Source organism: Bartonella sp. HY406 (assembly GCF_025449315.1).
In the GTDB taxonomy this organism is placed as follows: Bacteria; Pseudomonadota; Alphaproteobacteria; order Rhizobiales; family Rhizobiaceae; genus HY038.
Genome location: NZ_CP104893.1, coordinates 1373904 through 1386787 on the forward strand (window position 1 = coordinate 1373904; position 12884 = coordinate 1386787).

Annotated in this window: 6 protein-coding genes; 5 read left to right on the plus strand and 1 reads right to left on the minus strand. The window is 40.3% G+C overall.

Annotated features, from left to right (window positions below):
* The first annotated feature begins 1381 nt into the window (after positions 1 to 1381).
* The 4 genes from N6B01_RS05765 to N6B01_RS05780 all read left to right on the plus strand — a co-directional run bounded on the left by N6B01_RS05765 (position 1382) and on the right by N6B01_RS05780 (position 4985).
* On the plus strand, positions 1382 to 1528 hold the full coding sequence (locus N6B01_RS05765; RefSeq protein WP_182419337.1) for a hypothetical protein: 147 nt from the start codon (positions 1382 to 1384) through the stop codon (positions 1526 to 1528).
* Between the two features lie 38 nt (positions 1529 to 1566).
* Positions 1567 to 1716, plus strand: coding sequence for a hypothetical protein (locus N6B01_RS05770; protein ID WP_262080327.1), 150 nt, complete (start codon positions 1567 to 1569; stop codon positions 1714 to 1716).
* Between the two features lie 350 nt (positions 1717 to 2066).
* Entirely contained in the window at positions 2067 to 4490 is a 2424-nt protein-coding gene (gene lon, locus N6B01_RS05775) for an endopeptidase La (protein ID WP_262080328.1), read from the plus strand.
* Between the two features lie 216 nt (positions 4491 to 4706).
* Positions 4707 to 4985, plus strand: coding sequence for an HU family DNA-binding protein (locus N6B01_RS05780; RefSeq protein WP_182419340.1), 279 nt, complete (start codon positions 4707 to 4709; stop codon positions 4983 to 4985).
* Between the two features lie 108 nt (positions 4986 to 5093).
* Here N6B01_RS05780 and N6B01_RS05785 read toward each other — a convergent pair whose 3' ends face one another.
* Positions 5094 to 5405, minus strand: coding sequence for a 2Fe-2S iron-sulfur cluster-binding protein (locus N6B01_RS05785; protein ID WP_262080329.1), 312 nt, complete (start codon positions 5403 to 5405; stop codon positions 5094 to 5096).
* Between the two features lie 204 nt (positions 5406 to 5609).
* Here N6B01_RS05785 and N6B01_RS05790 point away from each other — a divergent pair, with 204 nt between their 5' ends.
* Positions 5610 to 12713: an apolipoprotein A-IV repeat region-like domain-containing protein gene (locus tag N6B01_RS05790; protein ID WP_262080331.1), complete on the plus strand. Its 7104-nt coding sequence runs from the start codon at positions 5610 to 5612 to the stop codon at positions 12711 to 12713.
* Positions 12714 to 12884: the final 171 nt, after the last annotated feature.

Consider the following 12884-nt stretch of genomic DNA (forward strand, 5'->3'; position numbering starts at 1 on the left):
ATTTTGCTCATCACGCAACTGATTGATGTTGCTTATCGATGGTGTTGCAAGATAAATCTGGAGGAAACTTTTTTGGGTTGCATCCATTAATTCATCTTTTGGCCATGTGTTGGAGGATTAAGTTTAACAAGTGCCGTTGCTGAAAAAAGTGGATGGCTAAAATGCGGATTAGGGAACCCGTGCATTTTGCGCAGTCTTAATGTAGCTAATATTATCTATTGGATAAAGCCAAAATACTTTGGTTCAAAATCAATGTAAAGTTCATTTCGCTCAAATTTTATTGGTTTTCTATTGGATAAATGATAATCAGCCATTTAACTCATTAATTGGTCGACAAAAATCATATTTCGCTATGCCAGTTTTGCAATGCTTTATCCTAAGCCGGCCCTAGCAATTTAACCTCAATCTTGCAAAAATTTGTCATGAAGTTATTGTCTTTGGTTTTAACCAATCCTTCGCTAGCAGCAACATAAACCAACCAAGATATCTTGCGCCTATGCCGCCATCAAAAACCATGTTAATCTATTTTAATGCAAGACGCGCGCATAATTAGACTTCTTTTTCCTAACCCAATAATAAAACACGGGGTAATATTTTTCCAAATGAAGTTAAATGTTATATACTCAAATTTTGCGAATGATAATCGTAGATTGAAATAGTATAAAGCAATTCTGCAATACTTGCTCGTGTAGTATAATCTAATATGTCAGTCTCTATTATATAATGCAGACTAGAAGGAACGTAATGGAATAGCATATATCTACCAATATCTTCATGATACATGGAGACACGTTTTACTTCAATATTGACATTGCCTTTTGTGTCCATTCTTTCAATTCATCAATTGAAGGATACATCGTTTTTTGTATGTGGGCCAGAGTCTTAAGCATTGTGATATTCATTTTGATAGCTTGAAAGTGTTTATAGACATAAAGCTATTTTCATTGGTCTTTTACATAGCTTCCATATATATCCTTTTTTCTGATAAAAGGAAAAAGTGATATGACGCTTGACCGGTTAAAATAACAACTGATCGTTCATCACGGTTTGCATAACAATTCCAAAGGAATTGCGGAAAATGTTTTAACGGCTTTTTGCCTTGTTGCTGATCAAAATTTCCCTATATTGTTGGACGGTTGCTTAACCAAAGATGGCGCAGTTATTGTTTATCATGACCACTTGTCAGCTTTATCATTGGAAGCTAAAATCATCGGTTGCCTTGCAAGGGTATTGTCGGACAAAAAGTTAGTGATAGCAATAATTTTATTCAAAGCATGGAGGACGTTCTTGAAAAGCTTCAAGGTCGAACACCGGTATTAGTCAATCTGATGGTAATCCTCCTCATTTTAATGCAGATTTAGCAACCGCTACGAATGATATATTGCGCCTTTATGGAAATAATGCAGCAATGCTAGCAGGGGACTTTCATATATTAAGACGCTTTCGCGTATCGGCTGAAGGTATTGCTCATGGTATGCGTGCAAGCAGCATTCAGCGCAGCGCGATTGAATGGAATTTTCTATGCTGACCCGTGATGTTTAGTTTATTTTATATAATAAGAAGGACTTGACTAATGTTTTTGCACATTTTATGCGCCAACGCGTGCAGGTGCCTATCATTACCGGCGTTATACAAAAAATCGAGCAATGGTTGGCGATTGAAAAGCTGGTCGATCAAATGGTTTTTGAGGCTTTAAATTCCGATGATATAGAGTAAGGGTTGTTCAGATAGTCAAAATAATTATTATTTGACTTGCAAAATGCCCTAAATTAGCCCATTTAGGGCTTTATATTATTGCTTATTGTATCATATCCATTACTATAGCTTTTTTGATTTGACTGCTGATAATTGGAAAGGCTGAAGTGATGTTGAGGAGAAGCACTTATAGCATAATTAATTAGAGAAAAATATTCATTAATTATACGATCTAATAATTAAACTGCGCCAAGGGCTTGAATTTGATGCTTTTGGCAACCAATTATCTGTTCAGAAGCGTGATGCATGTTTGCAAAAATTGGGGCATGCATTATGGCGGTGGGGGCCGTTGGTCCCAGAAAGGACATGAAATGCAAAATAACGAGAAGACTAAAAAAGCCGAGAACGGGCTTTACGCCGTTCTGCCGCTAAGAGATATTGTTGTCTTCCCGCATATGATTGTGCCGCTCTTTGTTGGGCGTGAAAAGTCAATTAAAGCTATCGAAGTGGCTATGCGTGAAGATAAGCAAATTTTGCTTGCAACGCAAAAAAATGCCGCCGACGATGATCCAAAAACTGAAGACATTTATGAAATTGGCACTTTAGCTAATATTTTGCAATTGCTTAAACTACCTGATGGTACGGTTAAGGTACTTGTCGAAGGTGTGGCGCGTGCTCAATTGTCGGTGTTCTCAGAAGATGATGGTTACATTCAGGCTGAGGCATTGGTTCTTCACGAAGGTGAGGAAGACAAGGTTGAGATTGAGGCCTTAGCACGTTCGGTTGTTGCTGATTTTGAAAATTATGTGAAATTGAATAAAAAGATTTCACCAGAGGTTGTAACGGCAGTTAGCCAAATTGACGAGCCCTCAAAATTAGCAGACACCATTGCATCGCATCTTGCTATTAAGCTTTCTGAAAAGCAGGAAATGCTATCGCTCCTTTCTGTTGCCCAAAGACTTGAAAAAGCGCTTTCTTTTATGGAAGGTGAAATTTCAGTTCTGCAGGTTGAGAAACGTATTAGATCGCGTGTTAAACGCCAGATGGAAAAAACTCAGCGAGAATATTATCTCAATGAACAGATGAAGGCGATCCAGAAAGAGCTTGGCGAAGGCGAAGATGGCCGTGATGAAGTATCTGAAATTGAAGAGCTTGCAAAAAATACCAAGTTAAGCAAAGAGGCTCAGGAAAAGACCGCAGCTGAGGTTAAAAAACTTCGCTCCATGTCGCCAATGTCTGCTGAAGCAACTGTGGTGCGTAATTATCTTGATTGGTTGCTAACGATTCCTTGGGGTAAAAAGTCCAAGATTAAAAAGGATCTCAATTTTGCAGAAAAGGTTCTTGATGAAGAACATTTTGGCCTTGATAAGGTAAAAGAACGTATTGTTGAGTATCTCGCCGTGCAAAGTAGGATTTCTAAAATTAAAGGTCCAATTCTTTGCTTGGTAGGCCCTCCTGGCGTTGGTAAGACGTCGCTTGCACGTTCTATTGCTAAGGCAACGGGTCGTGAATATGTTCGCATGTCGTTAGGTGGTGTACGTGATGAATCAGAAATTCGCGGTCATCGTCGTACGTATATTGGTTCAATGCCCGGTAAAATTATTCAATCAATGAAAAAGGCTAAGCGTTCTAATCCGCTTTTCCTTTTGGATGAGATTGATAAAATGGGACAAGATTTCCGTGGTGATCCATCATCTGCTTTATTGGAAGTGTTGGATCCAGAACAGAACTCAACCTTTATGGATCATTATCTGGAAGTTGAATATGATTTATCTGACGTCATGTTTGTGACAACAGCTAATACACTTAATATTCCAGGGCCATTGCTTGATCGTATGGAAATTATCCGTATTGCTGGTTATACAGAAGATGAAAAAGTTGAGATTGCAAAGCGTCATTTATTGCCTAAAGCCATTAGTGATCATGCAATTTCAAAAGATGAGTTTTTTGTTGATGAAAGTGCTATCCGCTCGATTATTCAATATTACACTCGTGAAGCAGGTGTAAGAAGCCTTGAACGTGAGCTCATGAAGCTTGCTCGCAAAGCAGTAACCGAGATTATTAAGACAGGTAAAAAATCCGTTACAATCACTGCTGATAATATTGACGAATATCTTGGTGTTAAGCGTTATCGCTTTGGCCAAATTGATGGCGAAGACCAAATTGGTATTGTTACTGGTTTAGCTTGGACTGAGGTTGGTGGTGAGTTGCTGACTATTGAAGGTGTCATGATGCCAGGTAAAGGTCGCATGACTGTAACTGGTAACCTACGTGATGTTATGAAGGAGTCGATTTCAGCTGCTGCATCTTATGTACGATCGCGAGCTGTTGATTTTGGTATTGAGCCACCTTTCTTTGATAAACGTGATATTCACGTCCATGTTCCAGAAGGTGCAACACCAAAAGATGGTCCTTCAGCTGGCGTTGGCATGATGACAGCAATTGTATCTATTATGACTGGCATTCCTGTGCGTAAGGATGTCGCCATGACGGGTGAAATTACATTGCGTGGCCGCGTATTGCCGATTGGCGGTTTGAAAGAAAAGCTGCTTGCTGCATTGCGTGGTGGTATTAAGACAGTTCTTATCCCGGAAGAAAATGCCAAGGATTTGGTGGATATTCCAGACAATGTTAAGAATAATATGGAAATAATACCAGTATCTCATGCAAGTGAAGTGCTTAAGCATGCTTTAGTCCGTCAGCCAGAGGCTATTGAATGGACAGAGCCATTGAGTCCAGTTTCAACGGCTTCAGATACAGACGAAGACAAGAGTGCTCATGCAATAGCGCACTGATTCACGTTAAAAAAAGAGGAAAAGAGCGGTTTTTACCGCTCTTTTTTTTGTTTTGAATGAAATTTTGTTGCTTTTTTGCAAGTAAATAATGAAAAACGCCAGAAAACTGGTGGTTGCAGCATTTTTTTCTTCAAATTGCTGTAGATTTGAATAAACTTGCTTTATAGCTAAAATTGTATTGTTTTGTCTCCGGTAAATCAGGAAAGGAAATACCGAATGAATAAGAACGAACTCGTCAGCTCCGTTGCAGAAAAAGCTGGTCTTACAAAAGTGCAAGCTGGTGCAGCTGTGGATGCATTTATTGCTTCTGTTACCGAAGCATTGCAAGCTGGCGGTGATGTACGTTTGCCTGGTTTTGGTGCCTTCGAAGTATCTCATCGTGCCGCTACTAAGGGTCGTATCCCAACAACCAATGTAGAAATTGATATTCCTGCTCGTAACGTGCCTAAATTTTCAGCTGGCAAATCTCTTAAAGAAGCAGTTAATACGAAATAATTTTTATTTTGTTTTAGAAAGAATTTAGGGCGGAGATATCCGCCCTTTTTGTTATTCGCTCTTTTATTGTTTTCTGTCTAGAATTAAGACGATTATAGCGTTTATATATTATGGAATAAAAACTCTAAGGCCGTCCATATTTTCGGTTAAAAAGATTTGACATGCTAAACGAGAATTCTCATTAATCTCATCGGCAAAATCTAACATATCAATTTCCATTATGCTTGGCTCAGGCAATTCGTTTTGCCATTTTTCATCAATATAGACATGGCATGTGGCGCAAGCACACGCGCCACCACATTCACCAATGATTCCTTTTATACTGTTGAGGACTGCCAATTCCATTAATGATGTGCCAATTTCGCCATTTATTGCTATTTCGTTCATTTCTGGCAAAGTTATAAACAATATTTTTACCATAATAAAATTATCCTATTAATAACTGAAATTATTTGCTTTTACGTTAATTCTCACTTAAGGTGTTACGTAATTATGTAATTGATTTGTTCTGTTTTGTATCGCGTTTTGTTCAGAACTTCTTCCTTTCACATTTCTTAACAGGCATAAAGCGACTAGTCTTGCAGAAATGATTCTTGCAGATTAATAATGGTGATGAGACGGATTATGGCACGTAGAACCAAAGCAGATAAGTTTGATATCGATGTTGAAGCCGCTTTAGAGGATGCTCTTGACTTTAATTTTGATGATGATGCTTTGCGCTCACCTTCAATAGAAGAAAACGCAGTAGAACAAAATACATCTCAAGAAAAATTGTCTCATAGCAGTTCATCCGATCATATTGATGGTGCAAAAACTCCAGATCAAAATAGTCATGATGAAGAATTGTTGCAAGAGCTTGGCTTGGAAAGCGCTTTTGAAGAAAGTATTCTTGATGAAGTTGATTCAGAGCTTTTTGATCTTGAAAGTCTTGAACAGCAAATGGCATTGGCTGCTGAAGAACTTGTTGCTCATACCAATAAATCTGAAAGTCTTGCTGAAGAGGTAGTTTCTGGTCAGGTAAACGAAAAGCTAATGGATAATGATATTTCTGTATCATTCATGGATGCAGTCGCTGATGAATTATCAAATGGCATTAGTTTGACAAATGATGAAATAGCTCCGGAAGTCACCAACGTGCGTCCTGTTCCACGTGTAGGGAGTTTGTCTAAAAGTGGCAATAGTGATCATTCGTCTTTAGCTGCGGCTTCGATTGATTCTGATGTTCAGGATGTAATTAGCTCTAAAACACCAAGCTCGACCGTTTCTGACCATTCAAATACCCGCGATTTAGGTCGTATAGGTCTAAATGTTGCCAGCAATGAAAATGGTGGTACGGAGATTAAAGAGATTAGCGCGTCAAAAAAAGAAGAGAAAGCTAAGGAAACTGTCGCTAATTCCGAGCGGTCCTCTGTTTTTTCACAGCCTGATATCGATTCTGGCTCGCAACATACGACACAGAATAAAGAGCGTCGAGAAATTTCTTTGGCTAGCACCTCTATGCGAGATGCTAGTTTCCCAGCTTTTAAGGGTAAAAGGAAATCCAAGCTCGGACCGGTATTTTGGAGTACTACTGCCTTAGGAGCCTTGTGGTTTGTGGGTGGGGTCGCGACAGCTTATAAGCTTGCTGCGGATAGTTCTTTGGGAGGTTTTTTAACGAGTGCTTCAGGCTTGCTTGTCACAGCAGGAACGATTGTCCCAATATTGATGTTTACCGGTTTTGCACAGCTGGCTAGGCGCGCGCGAGAACTTCAAGATGCAGTTGAAGAAATTAATATTGCTGCGCGCCGTTTGCTTGAACCCGATGTGGAATCAAAAGAGCGCGTTCAAAGCCTTGGTTCTTCTATTCGTCAAGAAGTTGAAGCGATGGGTGATGGTATTGATCGTACTATTTCTCGCGCGAGCGAACTTGAAGCGTTATTGCAAAGCGAAGTCAATAATCTTGAACAAGCTTATAGTGAAAATGAAAATCGCATCAGGTCGCTTATCATTGAGCTTGCAAATGAAAGAGAAGCTGTTTCCACACATGCTGAGCATGTAAAAACAACCATTACAGGGGCTAAAGATCAGCTTACGCGTGAATTTAACTCGATTGCAGACCATATAAATGCTTCGGCTGAATCTTTTACGTCGACTCTATCCGACACACTTAATATGCGTTGGGGCGAATTGGTCGATGAATTTAATACAGCAAATGAGGGCGTCGCTCAGCAATTATCAAACAAATTTGTTGAAACTGTTCAAAGCTTTGACGCGTCACGTGGTCGGTTCTTTGAGGAGCTTGATACGCGTTTTGCGCAAATTGACCAGCATACAGAGCAAGCAAGTAACGCTGTGGCAGAGCGGCTTGGTTCTAAAATGGATGATTTTGTTAAAATCGTCCATGATAGAACGGAAGATGTCGAAGTCCGCTTTAATAGTCTTACAGGGCGCTTAGCCAATAGCGGTGAAAAGATTATCGAAGCTGTTAATGATAGTGTTTCTGATATTGAAAAGCGCTCCGATGATATTGATACAAGATTGCGCTCAACTGCTGATAAAGTTCTTAGCGACTTCCAAAATAAATTTGATAGTCTTGATGAAGCGATTGAAACACGCGGTGAGAAGTCACTTGCTACATTCTCGCAACAGATTGCAAGGCTAGAAAGTCGCGCGCAAGATCTTCCATTAACGCTCGATAACCTTGCGGTATCTTCTGTTGATCAATTTGCCCAACAGATCACTAAGGTGGAGGAGCAATTTGCTCTTCTTTCGGGCCGTCTTGCTAAAAACGGTACTAGCGTAACAGATGCTATCTCAAGTAGCCTTAGCGAAATTGAAGAACGATCAGAAGATATTGATGCACGTATTAAAGCCTCGACTGATCGCTTAGTAAATGAATTTAATGACAAATTTAGTCATGTAGACAATACCATTAACCAAAAAACTAAGGGATCTTTGCGTCAGTTTACCGATCAAATCTTGGATTTAGAAAAGCAAGCTAGCGAACTTTCAACAAGTTTTGATACTGCGACCAATTTGGCTATTCAAGCATTTGAAAAGCGTCTTGATCAAGTTGACGAATCTCTAAATGATCGTAGTACCTCATTAATTCGCTCGTTCATTGCTCGCACTGAAGCTTTGGAGGAAAGTACTGATAAACTAAATGTGGCACTGGATACTCATGTTGGTCGCATTAATGATGCATTCCAACAGCGTACTCGCGACATTGCCCAGACCTTAACTGGCGGGCGAGACGGTATTTTATCAGTGGTTGAAGAAACCAAAGTGCGGCTTTCCCATGAAATGGAAATTGTCGGAACAACTATTGCTAAATTGGTTGACGAGCGGGCAGGTGGCTTTATCCATCAGTTTACGGAAGGGCGTGAGCGCCTTTCAAATACTTTGGAAAAGGAAGCCGCACAAATTGTTGCGACTGTTTCGACCCAATTAGGTTTGCTTTCTCGTCACGTTGGCGAGATAGAAGAAAAGCTTTTAACGAATATCCAGTCTGTTGATGAAAAGACGACCTCTCAGTCTGAAGAATTTTTAATTCGTAGCGCCAAGTTCGAAGAAACTATTTCTCGAGGCTTCGAGACTGCACGCGAAGCAATAGAAGTGCAATCGCAAAACCTTGAAGCGCGTTCAACCGCCTTAAATGATTCACTTAAAATGAATAGTGAAGCGTTAAATGCAGTTCTTGGTGAGCAAGCTGGGGTAATTGAAGCGCGTATTGCTCATATTCGCGATATGATTGCTCAAGGTAATATTTCATTTACCGAAGCCTTGGGACAGCATGTAGATCTCGTTCAATCTGCTGTTTTGACTAATGATGATGTATTGAAATCGACATTTATGGCGCAGCTTGAGCGCCTTGAAGACCAAACTTCGAGACTTAAGGATGTATTTGCTGAAAATCACGTTCACTTGGCGCAGGCAATTGATGAACGGATTATTGGTGTTCAAGAAACGCTTACGAAAAGCGAAACTGCTATTGGTGACGCTATTTCTTCTGGGCAAGAAGATATCAAGCAGGTTCTTGGTGCTGGCCAGCATGCATTAAAAGAAACCTTGTCTGGTCATCAGGCGATGTTTGAAGATACTTTAAGTGGTAGTCAGGCAACATTTAATAATATCATGCATAATGGTCACCATGCATTAAAAGAAACCTTGTCTGGTAATCAAGCTGTCCTTGAAGATGCTTTAAGTCAAAGCCAGGCTAATTTTAACAATATCATGCATAATAGTCAGCATGCTCTTAAAGATACTTTGTCCAACGGTGAAGATATATTAAATAATCTTATGCTTAATGGTCAAAGTAATTTGAAGGGTGTTATTGAGCATAGCCATGGAGTTATTGAAGAAACTCTTTACAATCACGGCAATATTATTTCTCAACAAGCGATTGAATTGAAGAATAATATTGGCGGTATTCTTGAAACTGTTGATGAGCGTTTAGAACTGCAAGGTAAAAAACTTGATCAACGTGCGTTAAGTTTGAGAGAAGTTGTCGAGCATAATAGTGCATTACTAGATAAAGCTTTCGAAACACAAACAGCCGTAATTGATGAGCGTTCTGCAACAATGCAAAATGCGTTGGAGATCGGTGTTACGAATGTTCGTGCAGTTCTTGAACAAAATGCCTTGTCTTTGTCAGAAACTTTAAGAGAACGTATTTCAGAAGTCTCCGGTACATTGGCATCCGAGGCTGAGCGAGCTGAAAACCAGATTGCACGTGCGGGTGATAAGTTAAATGAATCTGTGCTTGAGTCGGTTTTTGAGGTTGAGCGCAAATTGCAAGAGCGTGCTGTATATCTCAAGGAGAATGTTGCAGATATTGAGCTACAACTTAGCAATGGGTTTAGCGTAATTGAAAATCGCGTATCTAACACTGCTGCAAACCTTAGTAATGAAGCAGAAAAGGCCCACAACATTATTATGTCTGCTGGTCAACGCTTGTCAGGTTCAGTTGTTCAGGCAGCACAAAATGTTGATGAACAATTTAATGTTCGAGATCAGATGCTCAAGAGCAATATGCAGGAAATTGAGGGGCAAATTCATGCCGGTCTTGATTTAATCAGCAGCCGTATGGCTGATGCTGCTGCAAATTTGACCGCTGAATCTCGTATTATCGAAGGTAATATTCATTCAGGTTTAAATCTTATTGCCAATCGTATGGCTGATGCATCTTCCAACCTTAACGATGAAGCGCGTAAGATTGATGGTCAAATTGCAGTGGGGCTAGATTTGATTAGCCATAGAATGGCAAGCGCTGCTGCAAACCTTAATGAAGAAGCACGTAAGGTTGATAATCAATTATCAACCAGTATTGATCGTATCCATGAGAAAATGGTCGATGCTGTTGGAAACCTTACAGGCGAAGCCCAAAAAATTGATGAACAGTTGCAAAATAGTTTTAGCGCTATAAGCAGCCATGTTTCATCTGCCTCATCAAGGTTGCAACAAGAAACATTCAAAATTGATGATCAGTTATCCGGTGGTCTTGAACGCATTAATAATCGCATGAATGAAGTTGCTTTGTCATTAGCAGATGAAGCTGATAAAGCTGAAAATCTGCTAGCAAACGCTGGTGAGCGGCTTGGTGGCTCTGTTGTTCAAGCTGCCCAATCAGTAGAGCAAAAGCTCGCGGATCGTTCGGTATTCTTGAAAGAGAATATTAATCTTATTGAAGAACGTGTTACAACAGGTTTGAGCTCTATTGAGGGACGTATTTCTGAAATTACTCAAAAAACAGCATCTCAGCTTGTGAACAAAACGCAAGATTTGCACGGCCTAACTGAACAATTGCAAGCTGCTGCAACTAAAACAAGTGACTCGCTTGGCATGTTGACTAACCAATTTAGCGATCAGCTTAAGGAAGTTACACGCGCAGCTGAAGAGCGGTTGCGGTCTGAAAATAATACATTTATTAGTAATTTTTCTAATAGTTCGGATGAAACAGTTTCTGCAGTTAAAGCGATAAAAAATGATATTTCTGAAAGCATTGCTCAGCTTTTAGATCGGCTTGATACGTCAAATGGTACTATCCAGCAAACTGTCAATGCGCTTCGTAATGGTGTTTATGAAGTTGATACACGCCTAAATGATGTGACCAATGAATTTAAACAAAATATTGGTCAGCTTTCAGATAGTTTTGCGGTAACAAGTAGTAATCTTAATAGTGATCTTGAGCGCTTTAATGGTCTTTCAAGATTAACACTTGACGGCGTTACTAAATTTTCGCAGCAATTTGATGATCATGCCAAGATTTTAACGGAAGCTACCGGTCTTCTTGATCGTTCTCATGATATGTTCAATGACCGTCTTGATGAACGGCAAGTTGCATTGGCATCGTTAGCAAATGGTTTGGTGCAGAAATCGGAAGAAGTATCTGAAACAATGCAAAACTGCGAACAAATCATTGCTGCAATTATGAAGCGCACGGAAGAGCGGGCTCGGTCTTCAACTGTGCAATTACAATCATCTTTGAGTGAAATGGTGAATGATGCATCTAACCGTTTTGAAGGTGCAACATCTGAAATTCGTAAGTCTGCCGAAGAAATTCGTGAAGAGTTGGCGCGTACTCGTGCTGATTTAAGTCGCGGTGTGCGGACACTTCCAACTCAGACAAAAGAATATACTGAAGCTATGCGTAAAGCGGTAGTTGAACAAATCGAAGCTTTGAAAGAATTGTCAGGTATTGTTGAAGAATCCGGGCGTGTTTTCGATGTGTCGACACCTGCAGCTGGTGCCGTTAATCAGCCCAATCTTTTTGTTTCAGAACCTAGAAAGCAAAGTGTAGTTCAACCTGTGCGCAGTTTTGCTCCGCAAGAGCAAAAGGCGGCTGTGCTACAAGCTGATCTTGTGGGGGCAGGTGCGAATGATGTACATGTTGATCCATTGCCTTCAATAATGCCTTCAATTGCGACAACTCAATTTACGCCAGCGCCAACCAATACTCGTGCTCCGCAGAATACTGGCGCTGTAGGTAATAATTCTGCGGTTTCGCAAGTGCAAAATGCTGCTCCATTACAAAACAGCGCTCCATTGCCAGCAAGTTATTTATCTGGATCAAATCCATCAGTGGTAAATGAACCAGTACGTTCTACGGCGCGTAATGTTGGTAGTACAAATTATCAGCCACAGCCTGCATTCAAGGCAGCAGCGCCTGCACAAAATGTACAAGTACAGCCACAAGCATTTGCACCGCAAACACAGACAACACAACAAACCGCCAATCGTGGTTTGGATGCGAATTCTGGCCATCAAGATCCACGCGCGGCATCAGCGCAGCGTTCAAATCAATCTCGTGGTTGGGTATCAGATTTGTTAGCTAGGGCTTCGCGTGATGATGTGGATAAGGGGGCAACGCATGCTCCTGTTAATACCGCAAAGCCTATCACTGAAAATGCTGGTGATACCTTAACCTCGATGTCTGCTGATATTGTTCAAGGTATTGATCGCAATGCAATTGCTGAGCTTTGGCAGTATTATCGCCGCGGACAACGAAATATCACACCAAATCGCCTATATAATGCGAATGGTTTGAAGATATTCGAGAAAATTAAGCACAAATATGCACTTGAAGGTGAGTTCCGTCGCGCTGTAAGCCAATATATTACAGATTTTGAGCGCTTGCTCGGCGATGTGACAAAAAATGGCGGTAATAACGATACTGTGCGTGAGTATTTGACCTCCGATACTGGTAAAGTATATACTATGCTTGCTCATGCAAGTGGCCGCATTCAATAAAAAAGGGGGCGCTGCCCCCTTTTTTATTGCTGTTTTTTGTTGATCAAATTAGAAAACTAAATATGGTCAAGCTATGTTAAGCAGCTTTAGTAATTTTTCTAAAAATTAATTGATTAATATTCGTCGCTCATTCAATTAAAATTGGAATATTGGTGTGGTCTGTGTTTTCGA

Bases quoted from the DNA above. Each gene is read 5' to 3' on its own strand.
- N6B01_RS05780 (WP_182419340.1), top strand. From the start codon at position 4,707: ATGAATAAGAACGAACTCGTCAGCTCCGTTGCAGAAAAAGCTGGTCTT.
- N6B01_RS05790 (WP_262080331.1), top strand. From the start codon at position 5,610: ATGGCACGTAGAACCAAAGCAGATAAGTTTGATATCGATGTTGAAGCC.
- N6B01_RS05785 (WP_262080329.1), bottom strand. From the start codon at position 5,405: ATGGTAAAAATATTGTTTATAACTTTGCCAGAAATGAACGAAATAGCA.
- lon (WP_262080328.1), top strand. From the start codon at position 2,067: ATGCAAAATAACGAGAAGACTAAAAAAGCCGAGAACGGGCTTTACGCC.